Source organism: Paenibacillus sp. FSL A5-0031, from assembly GCF_001956295.1.
Classification (GTDB): domain Bacteria; phylum Bacillota; class Bacilli; order Paenibacillales; family Paenibacillaceae; genus Pristimantibacillus.
Map to the genome: position 1 here is coordinate 392,537 of NZ_MRTD01000005.1, position 17,934 is coordinate 410,470.

The 17,934-nt window shown below is 45.7% G+C and carries 16 protein-coding genes and 1 pseudogene; 14 read left to right on the forward strand and 3 right to left on the reverse strand.

Annotated elements, in window-relative coordinates:
• Positions 1-6 precede the first annotated feature (6 nt).
• Genes BK120_RS12005 through rbsK form a run of 3 tightly spaced genes read left to right on the forward strand, consistent with a single transcriptional unit; the run spans position 7 to position 2,486 of the window.
• On the forward strand, positions 7-558 hold the full coding sequence (locus BK120_RS12005; RefSeq protein ID WP_076267716.1) for a hypothetical protein: 552 nt from the start codon (positions 7-9) through the stop codon (positions 556-558).
• Positions 559-594: 36 nt separating this feature from the next.
• A complete protein-coding gene (locus tag BK120_RS12010; protein WP_076267717.1) occupies positions 595-1,518 on the forward strand; it encodes a nucleoside hydrolase in 924 nt (307 codons plus the stop codon).
• Positions 1,518-2,486: a ribokinase gene (gene rbsK, locus BK120_RS12015; protein ID WP_256710863.1), complete on the forward strand. Its 969-nt coding sequence runs from the start codon at positions 1,518-1,520 to the stop codon at positions 2,484-2,486. The genes BK120_RS12010 and rbsK overlap by 1 nt, the downstream gene beginning before the upstream one ends.
• A gap of 88 nt (positions 2,487-2,574) precedes the next feature.
• Here the strand turns inward: rbsK and BK120_RS12020 are convergent.
• Positions 2,575-3,130, reverse strand: a pseudogene (locus tag BK120_RS12020) (SpoVR family protein); the annotation flags it as partial.
• Positions 3,131-4,316: 1,186 nt separating this feature from the next.
• On the opposite strand from BK120_RS12020, the gene BK120_RS12025 reads away from it, so the two are divergent.
• The 7 genes from BK120_RS12025 to BK120_RS12050 all read left to right on the forward strand — a co-directional run bounded on the left by BK120_RS12025 (position 4,317) and on the right by BK120_RS12050 (position 10,135).
• On the forward strand, positions 4,317-5,474 hold the full coding sequence (locus BK120_RS12025) for a nucleotidyltransferase domain-containing protein (protein WP_076267719.1): 1,158 nt from the start codon (positions 4,317-4,319) through the stop codon (positions 5,472-5,474).
• A gap of 136 nt (positions 5,475-5,610) precedes the next feature.
• On the forward strand, positions 5,611-5,757 hold the full coding sequence (locus BK120_RS35250; RefSeq protein ID WP_179089784.1) for a hypothetical protein: 147 nt from the start codon (positions 5,611-5,613) through the stop codon (positions 5,755-5,757).
• Between the two features lie 101 nt (positions 5,758-5,858).
• Complete coding sequence (locus BK120_RS12030) at positions 5,859-6,653, forward strand: hypothetical protein (RefSeq protein WP_076267720.1); 795 nt, start codon at positions 5,859-5,861, stop codon at positions 6,651-6,653.
• Positions 6,650-6,928: a PqqD family protein gene (locus BK120_RS12035; protein ID WP_076267721.1), complete on the forward strand. Its 279-nt coding sequence runs from the start codon at positions 6,650-6,652 to the stop codon at positions 6,926-6,928. Before BK120_RS12030 ends, BK120_RS12035 begins: the two co-directional genes overlap by 4 nt.
• Positions 6,921-7,364, forward strand: coding sequence for a S24/S26 family peptidase (locus BK120_RS12040; RefSeq protein ID WP_076267722.1), 444 nt, complete (start codon positions 6,921-6,923; stop codon positions 7,362-7,364). The genes BK120_RS12035 and BK120_RS12040 overlap by 8 nt, the downstream gene beginning before the upstream one ends.
• 37 nt (positions 7,365-7,401) lie before the next feature.
• Positions 7,402-9,636 (forward strand): ABC transporter ATP-binding protein, encoded by a 2,235-nt coding sequence (locus BK120_RS12045; protein WP_083681896.1) that lies wholly within the window; start codon positions 7,402-7,404, stop codon positions 9,634-9,636.
• A 1-nt stretch (position 9,637) separates the two neighbouring features.
• Entirely contained in the window at positions 9,638-10,135 is a 498-nt protein-coding gene (locus BK120_RS12050) for a DUF1854 domain-containing protein (protein WP_076267723.1), read from the forward strand.
• Positions 10,136-10,441: 306 nt separating this feature from the next.
• Here BK120_RS12050 and BK120_RS12055 read toward each other — a convergent pair whose 3' ends face one another.
• On the reverse strand, positions 10,442-11,410 hold the full coding sequence (locus BK120_RS12055) for a metallophosphoesterase family protein (protein ID WP_076267724.1): 969 nt from the start codon (positions 11,408-11,410) through the stop codon (positions 10,442-10,444).
• Complete coding sequence (locus tag BK120_RS12060) at positions 11,403-12,305, reverse strand: alkaline phosphatase family protein (RefSeq protein WP_256710864.1); 903 nt, start codon at positions 12,303-12,305, stop codon at positions 11,403-11,405. The genes BK120_RS12055 and BK120_RS12060 overlap by 8 nt, the downstream gene beginning before the upstream one ends.
• Before the next feature lie 239 nt (positions 12,306-12,544).
• Here BK120_RS12060 and BK120_RS12065 point away from each other — a divergent pair, with 239 nt between their 5' ends.
• The 4 genes from BK120_RS12065 to BK120_RS12080 all read left to right on the forward strand — a co-directional run bounded on the left by BK120_RS12065 (position 12,545) and on the right by BK120_RS12080 (position 17,862).
• Positions 12,545-13,510: an ABC transporter permease gene (locus BK120_RS12065; protein WP_372238976.1), complete on the forward strand. Its 966-nt coding sequence runs from the start codon at positions 12,545-12,547 to the stop codon at positions 13,508-13,510.
• A gap of 37 nt (positions 13,511-13,547) precedes the next feature.
• On the forward strand, positions 13,548-14,438 hold the full coding sequence (locus tag BK120_RS12070; RefSeq protein ID WP_076267726.1) for a carbohydrate ABC transporter permease: 891 nt from the start codon (positions 13,548-13,550) through the stop codon (positions 14,436-14,438).
• A gap of 53 nt (positions 14,439-14,491) precedes the next feature.
• Complete coding sequence (locus tag BK120_RS12075) at positions 14,492-16,015, forward strand: ABC transporter substrate-binding protein (RefSeq protein WP_076267772.1); 1,524 nt, start codon at positions 14,492-14,494, stop codon at positions 16,013-16,015.
• A gap of 119 nt (positions 16,016-16,134) precedes the next feature.
• A complete protein-coding gene (locus BK120_RS12080; protein WP_076267727.1) occupies positions 16,135-17,862 on the forward strand; it encodes a histidine kinase in 1,728 nt (575 codons plus the stop codon).
• The last annotated feature ends 72 nt before the right edge of the window (positions 17,863-17,934 follow it).

Consider the following 17,934-nt stretch of genomic DNA (forward strand, 5'->3'; position numbering starts at 1 on the left):
ACGGCCATGTCTAGAACCTATGTGCTTCAATCGCCGGGAATCGCGATAGCTGCGGCAAGAATGAAGGCGGATGTCAATTATATCGGCATCGCTGACCAGGAGCTGGTAAGCGAGCTTGCGCATAATCATGTGTTTCTTTGCGAGGCATGGGAGCAAGGCCCGATAACGGAACGCAGGCTGCAGCGCTTATATCACCGGCTGATGCCAAGAGATTCGTTGTTTATGGAAACAAACCTGCCGGAGCCGTTACTGATAAAGGCGCTAAGCTATGCCAAGGAAGCCGGCGCGACAACTGTGCTCGTATACATGAGGCCTGACCTGAATAAATATGCTATAGTCAGTTCGCAAGCGGACATTCTTATCGTACCGGAGAGCAATGAAAATATGGCGGCTAATCGGGTCATTACGTTTGGTGAGCATGAGCATGCGGAGGCACTGGCCGGAGCGTTTGCTTTGGCGCTGATGAACGGTTTGGATGAGAAACAGGCCGAGGCATTTTATCGGAGGGCGGCATTATCGAGGGAGCTGCCTTGGTATGATGAAGTTGCTTACGGATAAATAGCAGAATAATGATGAGATTTAGGAGGATTCTACATGACAACATTTCCGGTAATTTCGCCCGAAGAGATGGTTAAGCGCCTGGCGCATCCCGGTAGACAAATAAGAATGGTGCTGGATACGGACACCTTTAATGAAATAGATGATCAATTCGCCGTTACGTATGGGCTGCTGTCCGCTGACAATATGATCGTGGAAGCCTTTTATGCTGCGCCATTTTTTAATGAGCTGTCTACCGGTCCAGCCGATGGCATGGAGAAGAGCTATCAAGAGATTCTGAAAATCAGGCGCATATTGGGAAGAGAGGATGTACCGGTGTTTCGCGGCGCGACCTCCTTTCAGCCCGCTGCCGATGTGCCTGTCGACAGCGAAGCGGCATGGGATTTGGTGAAGCGGGCGATGGCGAGCGATCCTTCCGATCCGCTGTACGTGGTCGGCATTGCAGCGATTACGAATGTCGCGGCGGCCCTGCTCCTAGAGCCGGCCATTATCGAACGCATTGTCGTCGTATGGCTTGGGGGCAATGCGCTGCACTGGCCCGATACAAGAGAATTTAATCTGCAGCAGGACATTCATGCCTCGCGTCTGATGTTCGATTGCGGTGTGCCGCTCATCTTAATGCCGTGTCTTGGCGTAGCCACGCATCTGCAAACCTCGCTCTCCGAGCTTCGGGATTACGTGAAGGGGCAAGGTGAGATCGGCGACTATCTGTATGAGACGTACGAGAATTGCTCCTCCGATCATTTTGGCTATTCGAGAGTCATTTGGGATATCGCGGTCATCGCTTGGCTGAACAACCCCGAATGGTGTTGGAGCACACTGGTTCACAGCCCGCGCTTATCCGATGATTTCCGCTGGAGCGTGGATACGAACCGCCACTTTATCCGCTGCGTCCATTTTATCCGGAGGGATGACGTATTCCGGGATCTGTTCTGTAAAATTCAGGAAAGTGCCCGTTAATGATGGAGCAGATAAGCCTGAGAAGGGCGCCGCGTATCGTCATTGTCGGCAGCCTGAATATGGATCTGGTCGTGAGCGCAGAGCGAATGCCTCGAATAGGAGAGACGATACCCGGAAGCTCCATCCATTATGTTGCCGGGGGAAAAGGAGCTAATCAGGCGGTTGGCTGCGCTAGACTCGGAGCGGATGTGCAGATGGTTGGAGCTGTCGGTAATGATGTTTTCGGGCAGCGTATTCTTAGTGAAATGAGGCAAAGCGGCGTAAACACCGATGCCATTGCCATACTGGACGATAAGGCGACTGGAATCGCCGCGATTACCCGGACGTTAGACGATAACTCGATCATTATTGTGCCTGGGGCAAATGCCGAGCTGACCGCGGAACGGGTGAGGCAGTACTGGTCTGTGATTGAACAGGCGGACCTGCTTTTAGTACAGCTGGAGATTCCGCTCGATGCTGTGAAGGAGGCGCTGCAATTGGCGCGGGAAGCAGGAGTGGCGACGGTTCTCAATCCGGCGCCTGCGCAGCAGCTGCCAACCGCTATATTGCAGCTGGCCGATTATATTACACCGAATGAAACGGAATTTGCTCAGCTGGCGGAGTATGCGGAAGCAGCTGGGGAGAATGTCTGGATCGCAGCATTAGCGGCCTGGGAGAAGACGTTTGCCCAAAAGGTTGTTTTGACGCGAGGCAAGCAGGGGGCTGCTATTATGCTAAATGGGCAATTGCATACCGTGCAGGCTCCGCTCGTCGAGGTGGTAGACACAACTGGAGCGGGAGACTGCTTGAATGCGGCATTTGGCTTTGGCTTGGCTTCTGGGTGGGATACTGTAAAGTCTCTTCGCCTAGCGGTAAAAGCAGCATCGATTTCGGTAAGGCGATTCGGCGCTCAAGCAGGCATGCCGACCATGTCCGAGATCGAAAGCGCAGTGGATGAAGGGGAGAGCAGCATCACTTCATTGTTGTAAGTCTATAGGGGCGGGGAGTCAGGCAGTTCCTGATTCTCCGCCCCTAGCTATGCGTTTAATATTACTAACGGTTAAGGTGCATTTCCTGAAAGAGCAACTCATCACGAAGCATAGACAGAATATCACGCTGCCAATCCTGTAGGGTCGGGGAGTATTCTTCTATGAACCAGATGACAACTTTTTCTGGGCGAGGCGGGAACCGCTTTGCGTCAGCGGCCTGCGATTGAGCGGCTGATGCGGCGGCAGCCGTCCGATCCGGGTCCAGATTCCACAGGTCATCGTAAGAGGAGGTAGGGATTTTCCACTCCGAGCGCTCGCTGTCCTTTTGCACCATTTCGATATAACGTTTCTTATCCAATTGATAGGGCTTAATGAGCGTCGGATCGACATGCTCTTGAATAGCAAGAATGGCATCAATAAACTTCTCGACCGCCTCTGTGCCATGATCCATTTCATATTGATGAATGCGGTCGGCTGTCGCGGACATGCTCTCGACCATATTGCGATTGGTATCGCCAAAGCGAGCATTGTTTTTGAAAAAATCGCAGTGAGCGAGCACATGGGCGACGATGAGCTTATTTTGAATTAAAGAATTGCCTTCAAGCAGGAAAGCGTAGCAGGGATTGGAGTTAAATTTTACTCAAGCCGAAGTCGTATTAGAGCTTCATTTTGTTGAAGGTTTTATCAAATAACAATAAATATGAAAAAATATAACCATTAATAAGTGATGGTATTCACCCCTAACGAGAATTTGATCATGGTCATCTGAACAAGAATCGAACTTTAACAATGATAATAGGATTATGCTGAGTTTAAGAAAGTGGCTTTTTATAAGAGGGATTGATGATTGATGATGAAAGGCTCAAGCATGTATAATGCTTGAGCCTTTTTGTTTTTTTTATTTATCTTTCTTACATCAAATGGATATGTAATTCGGAGTGAACATGAGTTGGGCGTATCATCCTATTAACTAGGGTTATAACGTAATTGAGAAGTTAATAAAGGAACAGTCAGATGGCAGAAAAAACCTTGATACATAAAGGCTCTTCTATCTTTATTCTATGAAATGGAGACAAATATTTAAGCGAAAGAAGATAATATTAATCCTCTTAGCTTAACTTCTTAAAGAAATTGTTGGAAATAGTCTCTTTAAGATACAGCAGAACTACATCTAACAGAAGCATTATCTTGACAAAAATACTGAATAAGCAGGGATTTCGCGCTTGTTCTTTTTTTTGCCATATAAAATTTATAGAGTGACTTAACAGTCTCCTTCAAACGCTTTTGGATTTATAGTATAGGCTCGTCTTAAATTAGGCAGATTGCAGAGCGATATATACAACTCTTTAGTAGTGACTTGACGAATTCCCTAGAAATATACCAAAACCAACTAAATAATGAGAAATATCGTAACAAAAAAGATAATGATTTCTATGGTATCGAATATCAGAAGTAGAAGATGAGATTAATTCAGAAGAGTTAAAAAAATAATTTATGTTCGTGAAATATGGGAGGGAAGCCATTATGATTTATCTTTTATCCTTTTGTCTAAAGATAATGGAACTACGTGGCGTATAGAGCAAAAAACAGGTGATCGGAATTAGAAGACTGTCTAGAAAGGCTGATTGCCTTTTTTGGATGGTCTTTTCGTTTTATAGGTGGTGAAATGCTATTACTGCGCGTTGAAGACAGGCGCTTTATCTTTGCACCGGATAACCGATTTATCTTCGAAGATTAGAAAAATTTCTCAATTGGCTTCATACGCATACCCCCACAAACGACATTATAAATCCGAAACTAGTTTATTAACGAAAGTGAAGGGAGCGGCTCATGAAACACTCGAAAGCGGTAACGCTTATAAGCCGAATCTACCAAAACCAACATCCGTTATTTGATTCCGAGGAGACGGCTAAAGCAGCAATTGACGATATCGATATTTTCCAAGTCGCTCCCCAAGTTTATTATTTATTGAAGAGCAGCGGCTTATTAGAAGCCGTGCCTTCCGAGCACCGAAGCAGGCTTAAATCGGGAGTGGATGCTGTTTTGTTTCAAAACATGCTGATCCGCTCCGAGATGTACAAGCTTCTTGATGCGTTTGAGCGTTCAGGAATTCAAGTGATCGTGCTGAAAGGCATTCGGTTGTCTGAACGGTTTTTTGGACATTTTTCGGGCAGGGGAACATCCGATATCGATCTACTTGTGCGTCCAGAAGATTTGGATAAGGCGGTTGCCCTATTGGAGCGCTATGAGTTTATCCGGTATATAGAAGACGATGCGGATCATTTCCATATGCTGTTGAATAAATTTTATGCGAATGAGGATTTCCCGCTGCTCGGGGTGGAGCTGCATTGGAATATTTTGCGCGAACATGTCTCGGATACGGATATGAGCTGCTTTTGGATGGATGCAGAACCGATTTCTCCCTATCAATTGGTGAAGGAGCTTTCGGCCAAGGACACCTTTTACTACCTATGCCTTCATGGCTATAACCATAATATGTTATCACTGAAGTATGTTATCGATATTTTGCACGTCCTGAGATGCTGCAGCGCAGAAATAGACTACGGCCAGCTCTTTGCACAGGCAAAGAGCGATGGGAACTATGCCAAAGTACTAATTGCGCTGACAATTGTCTATGACTTGTTTCCCGAGCTGGATGAAATCAAACCGCTAAACGTACGGAGACGCTGGCCGCTTTGGAATATCGAACTGATGCGAAATGCCCAATTCGGGATCAGAAACTGGCGATTTTATGGCTTCCATCTGTTTTCTGCCTTCGTCGCCTATGATTCGGTTAAACAACAGTGGGCGCATCTGCGTTATTTACTGCTGCCGCCAAGAGATTATGCCTTGGACCTATTAAAGTATGCCAATAGATCAGATGTCCCGGATTCGAATGCGCCGATGGGCAAAATCTATGCCAAAATCTATAAGAGAAGACTACATTTTTGGATTCGAACCATTCGTGCCAAACAAAAGAAGAATTAAATCAAATATTCTCGTTTTATATATACAAAAAGCAGGTATTAATACATTTTATCGTAGTATTATTTTACTAAATTTCATAAATATCATTGACTATAACTATAATATGACATAAATTCCTTGAAAGGAGGTGAACGAAATGAAAAAATATGAAGCTCCTAAAGTACTTACGCAGCATACTGTCGAATTTGGAACAGCAAGACCAAGCGATAAAGTCGGTGGCTACGAATGGTGCCAAAAACGTAATTTTAAACCTATGTTTTGCAGGCATTTTATCGGAGGTTAACTAGAAAGCAATGATAGATTTTATCTGAGAAGCGGAGCTAACGATCGAGTTTGCTCCCTTTTTATTCTCAGGTATAACTTCTGAAGAACGGGCGGTGCATAATGACGTACACATTGCATACACAGGTCGGCAGGAGTTCGATCGATTTTCAAATTCAAACTACCTTTTTATATGATGAATTGACCGCGCGTTTTCGTTCCTTTGAAGCAAGCAGAAATCTTGAAGCGCCTGACATTCAGGTGGAGGTCTATGACTTTTACGGGAAACCTTTCGACGACGGTCCTGTCGAGATTCAAGAGAACGGCGGCGAATATGTCTATATCCGTGCGGACTATAAGCTGGTGACAACACCTGATTACAGCCAGGCAAAAATTTATGTTCACGATGACCTTGCACTCAAGCACGCCTTAATCAATCTCTACAGCGCCTGGCTGATCCATCGGCGTGCAGGGCTGCTCATCCATTCGTCATGCGTGGTGGAGGATGACCGCGCTTGGATGTTCGCCGGGCCATCAGGAGCAGGCAAGTCGACGGTAGCTGATCTTTCCGTTCCCCGTCCTATTCTTTCCGATGAGGCTACGCTCCTATTGTTTGAGCCGGATGGTTCGATTACAATCCACGATTCCCCATTTCGGAGTGAAATGGAAGAAGCATGCGAGCTACCAAGCAGTCCCTTGGCAGGCATTCATTTTCTGATCCAATCGCAGGATGTAAGGCGGGTAGGTATCCGCAAAGGCGACGCGCTGATTTCACTTCTGGATAAGGTTTTTTATTGGGAGCATAACAAGCAGGAAACGGCAAAGATGATTGCGCTTTGCAAGCAGGCGGTAGAAGGCGTACCGGCTTATGAACTATATTTTCAGAAAAACGATACCTTTTGGGGAGTGATATCATGACGATACTGGCAGACCAAACACTGCTGAGACGGGAAAATATCGAGACGGCTGAGCTGGATGGCGAGTGGCTGCTGCTGAACATCGACACCCACGCCATCACGAAAGTGAACGAGCTTGGAGGTTATATTTGGTCGATTCTTCCCGAATTTCCAACTGTCGCGGAGCTGGCCAAAAAAGTACATACCGAATACGGCGTTGAGATGGAAGTTGTCCTCGATGACGTTCAGGCGTTTGTTGAAATGCTGATTGAGGCCGGACTGCTAATAAATGCATGATTTGACGCAAGTTATGTCAGCAGTAATCCAGCGAACCGGAAAGATCGAGCTGCCCTCTGCGGGTATCAGCATGTATCCCTTGATCAAGGAAGGAAACGTAAGCACTTTCTTGTCCATGCAACGGGAAGAATTGAAACTTGGCGATATATGTTTATTTGTTACGGACCAAGGTGCGTTGATCGGACACCGGCTGTACGCCGTAAAGCAGGACGGCTCAAAGGAATTATTTATCTTCAAGGGAGATACATGCTATGAGCCGGATGATCCCGTACCGTTCACAAGCATTCTGGGACGATGGTCCGGCGTTCGCCGTAACAACCATTTTCAAGCTGCGAATCATTGGAGATCCATGCTGCTTGCTGTACTGGCTTTGCGTGTACCTAAATGGCACAAAGTGATTCGATGGTGCGCAGTAAAAAACGAGCGTTCTATGTAACTGCCGGAGAGTGGCATTGACAAAGGAGTATTTTAAATTGAAAACGGAGAATGCGAAGCGGGAAGCTGGTAAACTTGTTAACGGCGTCGCAGTCGAACAACAGGATACGGAGAATCCATGGCTCCGTTTAAGGGCGGATGTGGATTTCACCCTACGACGATTTAGGCATTACGAGGTTTTTTTCAAGACTTTAACCATGGAAATGGTGGACGGGCAAGGGAAAACCATCATGACCTTCCATAAGAATAACATGATCGATGTATCCGTTCGCGAGGCTTTCGGCGGAGCATCGTTTTTTATTATAACCGGTGATGGCGAGATAGAAGCTGCGAGATTCTCACTTCCGTACATCGAGCCTTTCCGACAGGCTATTCCCGCGATAAGGAACTGGTTGGCGGAAGGGGACGAAACTGGAGGTCTTACCCTCCCAGCTCTAGAAGAAAGTACGGAAACGTATAGATGCTCAAAATGCGACAAAACCGTCTCTCCCGGAACAAGCAAGTGTTTAAATTGCAGCAGCAAATGGTCCATGCTGCGCAGGTTGGCGGCTTATTGTACCCCGTACCGAAGCCCCATGCTGGTAAGTGCGCTGCTGCTTGTTTTATCCGTATTTATTGAAGTGATCCCACCCTATTTGATCAAAATGATTGTGGATGAAGTGGCCAAACCGTCTGGAAGCTTGAATATGCTTTTTGCCTTGGCAAGCGGTTTGGCCCTTGTACAGGTGTTATCTGCGGCGATGCAAGTCATTCGAAGCTACCTTGGCGTTCGAATAGGCGGGAAACTGGTAGGGGAGATCCGCCGGGATATGTTCGGCGCTTTGATGAAGCTTTCGATGCGCTTCTTCGATCACCGCCAGGTCTCTCAATTTATCGGCCGCATCCAGGATGATACCGATGAATTAAAAGAGTTTTTGACGAACGGCATGGTGTATCTAATCACGCAGATGCTGCTGGCCGTAGGCATCTTGTTTATGCTATTCCATCTGAATTGGCAGCTGGCAGCGATGATTCTGATCCCGACTCCATTCTTGTTTGCCGGATTCTATTGGCTGTGGAAGAGGCTGAGCTCACTTTGGTATTCGCAATGGCAATCCGCTTTGCATGTCAACAATGTGATTGGCGAAGCGCTACAAGGCATTCGAGTCATTAAAGCCTTTGCGCAGGAAAATGCCGAGAAAAACCGTTTTGACAAGGTGAATAATCAATGGATCAATCGCACGATTTCCTTAGGCAATCTTTGGCTTGGCGTATCTCCGATTTTTACGGTACTGACGGCTGTGTTCGGCATCGCTGTTTGGTATTTGGGAGGACGTTCGGTCATGTCCGGCACCATGTCTATTGGAACATTGACCGCCTTTACGACCTATTTGCTCATGTTCTTCGGGCCTGTTCAAGCCTCCGGGCAGCTATTAAGCTGGCTTAACCGCTCGCTTGGCTCGGCCGAACGGATTCTCGAAATCATCGATGCCAAGGTTGATGTCCCTGATAAACGGGATGCGGTGGAGCTTTCTTCCGTTTCTGGCGAGATCCGCTTTCATGGTGTACGATACGGGTATGAAGTAAAACGACCGGTGCTAAAAGATATTAACCTCACCATACGTCCCGGTGAAATGATCGGGCTGGTTGGCCGCTCCGGTGCAGGGAAAACGACTCTCATAAACATGATTTGTCGATTTTATGACCCGAATGCCGGAAGCGTTGCGCTTGACGGGCACGACTTGAGAGATATCCGGCAGGAGAGTCTCCGGAAGCATATTGGCGTCGTGCTTCAGGAAACGTTTTTGTTCGATGGTACGATTGCTGAGAACATAGCCTACGGCCGTCCGGATAGTCCGCCGGAGACCATTATCGCAGCTGCCCATGCCGCGAATGCCCATGATTTTATTTGTCGTCTGCCGGAAGGCTACGATACGCGCGTCGGGGAACGCGGACACCGCTTATCTGGCGGGGAGAAACAGCGTATCGCAATTGCGAGAGCGCTGCTGCTTGATCCGGAGATTTTGATCTTAGATGAAGCGACGGCATCTGTTGATACGGAGACGGAACGGCTCATTCAAGAAGCGTTAAGCCGCTTAATCCGGGGAAGAACCACCATCGCGATTGCCCATCGCTTATCCACTTTACGTCATGCAGACAGGCTTGTAGTCCTCGACCAAGGCCGCATTATTGAAATGGGGACGCATGAAGAGCTTTACGCGAAACAAATGCATTATTATCGTTTGGTCGAATCGCAAAAACAAACAGCGAAAATACCATCGGAGGTCGGATAAGATGAACCCGTTATTCTTTTTAAGCCGCTCTGAGCCGAGTCAAATCCGTTTGTTCCGATCTTCTGACGGTATTTTGCATTTGGAGCAGGAAGGTAAAGGTTTTGCCCGCGTAACACTTATTCGCAGTTTTCCATATACACTGCCCGACAGGTTCATCTCGGTTCGCTCGGCGGAAGGGCGTGAAATTGCAATGATACAGGATGTGAAGCTTCTCGCGGAAGATAGCTTTCAGGCGGTACAAGAAGAGCTTGACCGAAGTTATATGATTCCTGTCATTACACAAATCCTGACCGTTAGAAAAAGAGGCAGCGAGTGGTATTTGCAGGTCGATACGAATTATGGCCCGGCAGCATTGGTCATGGATAACCTTCATGAAAATATCCAACCCGTAACGGAAAGCCGCTGGATGGTAACGGACAATGAAGGACGCCGCTTCGAGCTGTCCGATCCGGAGCTGATGGATGCCCGAAGCCGTGAATATTGGAAGAAGCTGATCTGATTAACGGTTTGTAAAAGTCAGGAGGTATTCGTTTGGAATACAAAGGGTCATCCGCTTATGAAAACACTGATTTTTTTGTTAACTACCTTATCAAATAACAATAAATATGAAAAACATACTTTTAGATTTGAGAATTGGTCGTAGTTGTCAGAGCAAGAGTGGGGTTCAGTCGGATGCTGAAGGTATTTCTTTGGAATTCCTGCAGCGATTGGTTTGAACAGTTGAATCGGCCATTCTTTATATGAATTGCAACTATCGTTAATGATTATAAATACATAAAGTAGCTTCTTTTCGAATCGGTGCTGCTTATGTTAAGTAAATAGCAACATTCTCCGGTGTACGTCCCTCAGGCTCATGCTTAGGCTGCTCTGACAGCACCGTTCCATCCTCTAAGTGCAGCCAAGTATCGAAGCTTCGTTCTCCTTCTTTCAAGGAAATGACCCTCGCTCCTGTTAAAAAGGGCCGATCCAGGTATGCGTTTCGGGTCGTGCGGCCATAGCAAAGACGGATGCCATGCCAATCGCCCCAGAAATCGTGGCCGTGGTCATGGCCAGCGAAGGTGCCCATGACATCGCCCATCTCGATCATAGCTGCGAAGAAGCCGGAATTCACCCAAGGCGCGCAGCAGAAGGGAGCATTACGCTCTCCGTAGCAGACACCGAAGTCCCATACATCGTTATATTCAGGAAGCGGTATGTGAAAAAAGGCGAGGGAGGGCAGTGGCGTTCCGCCATTGCTTCCGGTAAGGCGATAGGACTCGCGTGTGTACCAATCAATCTGATCACGGCGAATCCAATCATAATAGCCCATTCTGCTATATTCCAGCGGAGAGTAGCTGCCTGAATCCAGAAAATAAAGGGCTGCGGCCGTTTCGCGCTCTTTACCTTCTACAGTAAGGACATAATTACCGGAGCCATGAACGCCAGGTGGGTCAGGCTTAGCATAATTATGCGGGTAGGTTAGCTGCAGCGCATGAAGCTGCTCCCGCGTGACGGTTCCTTCCGTATCGTGGTTGCCGAACACAGCAGCCCAAGGGATGTTCAAGCTCTCAGGCACGGAGCAAGCGCGTCGAAATGCGACTACCGGGTTAGGGTGACCAGCTGAAGCAATGATATCTCCTGTGTAGACGACCAGATCAGGCTGCTCGTCTTTCAGGATACCTAGCATCATAGCTTCCATCCTTTGTTCTTCCGCTTCGTATGAAGAAAATTCGGGATCTGTGAATTGCACAATTTTGAAGCTCCCATCTTCTCGAAACCGCAGCGACTTAGCCATTGTGGGACTCCTCGGCGGCAGCTGTTTTGCTATCGACGATAGTAATGCTCTTGGATGCCCATGTGTCATCAAGCAATCCCTCTGGTAAGCGAGCATCCCATTGCTGAGTCAAGGTTAATCCTAGCGCAAGTGCAGCAATTGCAGCTGTATCTGTTATGGATACAGGTCCTTTTAGAAGACCGCTATTAATCCCAGGTCCGATACACCCCCAGAATACGTCACGGTCCATTGGATGGGCGCTGCCATGGCTGTATTTGTTATCACCGCCTCCGCCATGGTCAGTGAGAAGCACAACTAAGCTGTCTTCCATAAGACCTAACTTCTCTAATCGCTTCAACACACTGCCGATTAGTTCGTCACAAGTAGTTATCGCAGCTAAATACTCCGGACAATCATCTCCGTAGCCGTAACGGTGTCCAGAGCCATCCGGTTCATCCAGTTGTAAAAATAACAGACGAACGTCCTGATTCTCTTCCATGTATACGAGAAGAGAAGAGACAAGCTCCGCATCCGGCAAAGAAACTTTATGTACGCCGAGATTATCTTCAATAATACCGGAGTTAATCGGACTCCAGCTGCTAAAGGAAGCAAGCTTAGCCTCAGGCTGTTGTTCTCTTGCTAGTCGAAAGAGGGAAGGAAAGGGAGAATCACTCGGATAGGATAGTGTTGCCGCCTTCTCATTATTTAATTTATGCTTGTCAGGCTGTACCCCATGAAGCACAGATCCCCAACATTCTGCACTTATCGTCGGCATTTCCGCCTTCGCATCAAAGGTGTAGGCTCCACGTGGAAGCCAAGCATCTAGATTCGGTGTGTCTGCTTGCTGTACGAAATTACCCGCACCATCCATTCCAAGAATAAGTACCCGCTGTACAGCCTTAGTTTGCTTCATCATCTTTCACTCCCTCATATTAAATCTCTCGTGAAGGACGTGTCTTCCATTAATAGGAAACGACACGACCAGTTCACGCTTTTAGCATAAGAGCCCCCGTTATAACCGTCAATATCCTAATTCATGCTCTGAGACAACTAGTCATTAGCGTGATAAAGATATGTCATTATTGTAGTAGTTCACATGATTAACAGCCCACTATAATGAGAGACAGAGAACGACAACATGAAAGGGTGAGCCTTATGACGGCGTTTGCATCAAACGATACATCCACAACGATGAGTAGCCGAATGCGAACATTCAAAAAAAAGATAAAGAAATACAGGGCTTTACTCATTATGATGGTCCCCGGGCTAGCGTACTTGATTTTAAACAATTATATTCCTATGTACGGAGTCATCTTAGCTTTCAAGGAACTGAACTATGTAGATGGCATTTGGGGCAGTCCTTGGGCTGGAATGTACAACTTTAAGTTTTTGTTTAGTTCTCCCGATGCTTTTCTGATAACGAGAAATACGATTATGTATAACGTCTTTTTCATCGTTGTGAATACCACTTTTGCGCTTCTTGCCGCACTGTTGGTCAACGAGATCAAAGATAAAGTCATCACCCGTTTTTACCAGAGTACGTTTTTGCTGCCACATATCATTTCAATGGTAGTTGTCGCTTATCTTGTATACAGTTTTCTAAATACCGATAGCGGACTTATCAATAGACAGTTAGACAAATGGTTTAGCGCCGAGTCGATCTCTTGGTACAATGAGCCGGATTATTGGCCGTATATTTTGGTTATTGTGAATGCGTGGAAAAATGTCGGCTATTTGGCAATTATTTATTTTGCGGCCATTATCGGTATTGATAAGGAATTTTACGAAGCGGCAACCATCGACGGCGCTAACAAATGGAAACAGATGACTCGGATTACGATTCCACTCATCTCGCCAATGATTATCATCATGACGCTGCTAGCGATCAGTTCGATTATGCGTTCAGACTTCGGTCTATTCTATCAAGTACCGATGAACTCAGGTCCGTTAATGCCTACTACTAATACGATCGATACATTTGTTTACCGAGCAATGATTGAGCGTGGAGACATTGGAATGTCGACTGCCGCCGGTATTTATCAATCTGTTGTCTGCTTCTTCTTGATCTTAGGGGCAAACTTCGCAGTTCGCCGAATAAGCAAGGATGACGCGTTATTCTAATCGATAAAAATTCATAAAGAGAGGAGGCATCAAGCAGATGCCAGTTACATCACGTTTGCGATCTCCACTTATCCATCTGTTCTTTGTGCTCTTCAGCATAGCGTCACTATTCCCGTTCATTTTAGTATTCATGGTTTCCATTTCAGATGAGAGTTCTATTGCCCAGAACGGATACAGCTTAATTCCAAGCAAAATTAATTTCGCCTCTTATCAGTTCTTATTTAATGACTTTGGTCAGATTGCGAGATCTTATGGAGTAACCATTCTCGTAACTCTTATTGGAACAACAGTCAGCTTGTTTATAACGGCGCTCTTCGCTTATCCGTTATCACGCAAAGACTTGCCGCTGCGCCGCACGATGTCATTTCTTCTATTTTTCACGATGTTGTTTAGTGGAGGCATGGTGCCCTGGTATATCACCTATGTGACAATGATTGGGCTCAAAAACACACTGTTTGGCATGATTATACCCAATCTATTACTGAGTGCCTTTAACGTTTTGCTGATGCGTAGTTTTTTTGCCAACACGATACCAGAATCTATCGTTGAGTCAGGCACGATCGACGGGGCGAGCGAGCTGACAATCTTCATGAAGCTAGTGGTGCCGCTTTCAGCGCCAATTATGGCGACAGTCGCCCTCTTCAATTTGTTAGCTTATTGGAATGACTGGTACAACTGTATGCTGTTTATCGATAAACCAGATTTGATGAATATCCAGTACCTGATGACCAAGACGCTAAATAATGTACAGTTTCTAATTATGAAGGCGGATACATCCAGTCAGGTAGGCGAACTTCTCTCCAAAATGCCAACCGAAGGTGTTCGAATGGCACTCGCCATTATCGGCGTCGCGCCGCTCCTGGTCGCTTATCCATTCTTTCAAAAATTTTACATCAGCGGTATCACCAGCGGTGCGGTTAAAGGTTAAGAATACGCATCTAGGTTTCCGATAAAAACAAAGAGAAGAAGGGATTGGTTACGTTGAAGAAAAAGCTGCAAATCGGATTAACCCTGATCATCATTGTTATGCTTGTTCTGTCCGGATGCGCACAGAACAAAACAGGAGGTTCCAACACTCCAAAAGAGGATACGAATAACACACCATCCAATGAGACCGGTGGTGCTGCAAGTCTCAAGCCTTACAAAATTACATTGATTTATCCTGGTGCTGTGCCTAAGGATCTAAAGCTTGTTCAAGATGAAATGAGCAAATACTTAACAGAAAAAATCAACGCAACTATCGAATTGAAACCGATTGATTGGGGCTCTTGGACAGACAAGACTAACCTGATGAAAATTTCCGGCGAATCCTTTGATCTCATCTTTACTGCCGGATGGTTTGGTTATGGATTAGACGTATCCAAAGGACAATTTGTAGAACTGACAGATCTCATTGCAAAACACGGTAAAGATATCCCTGCCATTTTGGGCGATGATTTTATGAAAGGCGCACAAATTAGCAACAAGACTTATGGCGTTCCTACCAAAAAGGAATTCGCACAAGGTTTTGGTTTCCTTCTAAACAAAGAATTGGTTGATAAATATAAATTCAATACTGAAGGAGTTAAAACTCTGGAGGAAATGGAAGAAATGTTTAAAGTGATTAAAGAAAAAGAACAAGGTATAGTACCCGTTGTTAGTAATAAATTTGCAAACACTTGGGGAGCAGCTAATTACGATAGCAGTATAATTTCACGTGACAGCAAAGAGCTGAAAGCTATTGATATCCTAGAAGACCCTAAATTTATTGATTTTCTTAAGCGTATGAGACAATGGAATCTTAATGGTTGGTTCGATAAGGATGTTATGACTTCAGATTCAAGCGGTCAAGCAGAGAACATGATGAAAGCCGGCAAAGCCTTTGCAATCGGTTCATCATTGAAGCCTGGTAAAGATAAAGAAATGTCTGTAACAATGGGATTGCCGCTCGTACAAGTTGAGACAGCTCTACCTTATACAACAACAGGTGAAGCAAATGGAGCATTGCTATCGATTTCCCGTACTTCCAAGGATCCTGAGAGAGCAATGATGTTTCTTAATATGCTGTATACGGATGCTAAGCTTCTTAATATGCTGGATTGGGGAATTGAAGGTACGCACTATGTTAAAAAAGCAGACAACGTCATTGATTATCCAGAAGGCGTAACAGCTGAGACACAAGGATACCCGAGCCCAGGCGGTTGGATGTTCGGAAATCAGTTCATCTCATACCTGTGGGCAAACGAAGACGCTGACAAGTGGGAACAATTCGAGAAGTTCAACGAAAGTTCCGAACGCTCTATCGCTCTTGGCTTTACCTTCGATGAGGCACCAGTTAAGGCTGAGAAGGCTGCAGTCGGTAACGTAGATAAAGAGTTCCAGATGGTTTTGAACTCAGGCGCTGTCGATGATGTGGAAGGAACGATTGCCAAGTATAAAGCTAAGCGTAATGCTGCGGGATACCAGAAGATTTTGGAAGAACAGCAGCGACAGCTAGACGAGTGGGCCAAAGCGAATACGAAATAAGTTATATGCAGGAGTTGGAGAGTAAACCTCCAACTCCTCCTTCTTTTCCTACCTGATGAGATATGCCATAATAAAATGCAAAAGGTATACCGACATAAAGGAATAGGGGAAGAACTGCGATGAATCCTAAAGGCTCTTTGCGTTTCAAGTTAACGGTCGGCTTTATTACCATTACGTTGCCTCTAGTCTGTCTGCTGCTTTACAGTAATTACACGGCCTCCAATTCCGTACGAGAACAAGCGGCGGAGTCGAGCAAAAGTATGATCACACTATATTCTAACCAGATCCAGACTGCGCTTGGCATAGAAACTAATTTTCTATACGATTTAGCAACCGCGGATGTGGATATTCTGTCATTGAACAAGATGGTCTACAACTCTAATGAATATACATTGACCAAGATGCGAATCCTGAACAGCTTAAGCCGATATAATCGGTTTGACAGCACGGTAGATATTCAGTTCGCCTATTCTAACGCATATCTTGATCTGATTCATACCAATATCAAAACAGCTTCTTACGATGAAAATCTGGCCATCAAGCAAGGCCTTCAGGACTTGCTTGACACAGTAAAGCCTGGCAGCCCATTATTTTCAGGGTGGAGGGTAGTTAGCTCTGGTAACATACATGGCTTGGTACGCATTGTGGATTCGGGCACTGGTGTATACTTGGGAGCATGGGTTCGCCTTGAAAAGCTGATGATTCCTCTGGATCTGATTCAGCTTGGAAGAGAAGGCTTTGCTGCTCTTGCGGATAGTGAGGGGAAACTGATCACCGGAAGCTTTGATGTTGGCGGTTTCGCCGATCCTCCTCATATTGATTTCTACGAGAAATACCAGAGGATTATGGGAGAGAAAGATACCTACATTGTCGTCAGTAATCCAATTATCTCAACAGATGTTACGCTGGCTGCGTTCATTCCGGAAAAGCGAATGCTTCATAATCTTGCTCGTTTTCGTATGATTATTGCTTGGATTCCGGTATTTGCCGTTGTGCTGCTCTCTCTCTATTTGATTTATCTTAACGGTATTATTCTCAGGCCGATGAATGAATTAATAAAAGGCATGCGCACTCTCAAAAGAGGGGACTGGGCATATAGGCTGAACAATTCTCCTTCTAGGGAATTTTATATGGTCAATGAAACCTTCAATGACATGGCGCATCAAATTCAAAAACTGAAAATTAACGTTTATGAAGAACATATTCGAGCTCATAAGGCGGAGCTTAAGCATTTACAGCTGCAAATTAATCCGCATTTCCTGCTCAACAGCATTAATGTGGTCTATAACCTTGCTCAGCTCAAAAATTATTCCGTCATTCAAGCGATGTGCCTTAATCTAGTGAAATACTTTCGCTTTACGACCAAAACGAGCAAGCAGTTTGTTACTCTCTCCGAAGAGATGGAACATATGGACAGTTATTTGCGTATTCAGCAGCTCCGCTTTCCCGAAAGGATAACCTATCGGTTTGTGATGGATGAGGACTCGAAGAAGGTACAGATTCCTCCCCTGATCGTGCAGCCTTTTATCGAGAATGCAATCAAATACGGTTTCGACTTCATGGATGATCCTTTTCATATTGAGATTCATTCCATAATAGATACCGATCAAAAACGTTGCCGCATTCGGATTGTTGACAACGGCAGTGGATTCTCGCAAGAGCTGCTGGACTCCTTACGGAGTGGTCGCTATTTCCATCAAACAAATGACCAGCATTTGGGCATCTGGAATAGCTATCATCGCTTGCAGCTTCTTTACGGCAACACCTTTCGCTTGGAATTCGATAATTGCGCTGACTCCGGCGCTCTAATAGAGCTTGAGATTCCTGTCGAGGCTCCAGTAGATTAGGGTATAGCTTTGGCTCGGATTATAATAGCCATGTTTTTGATTCCAATAGATTTATCATGATAGCAGGAGGCG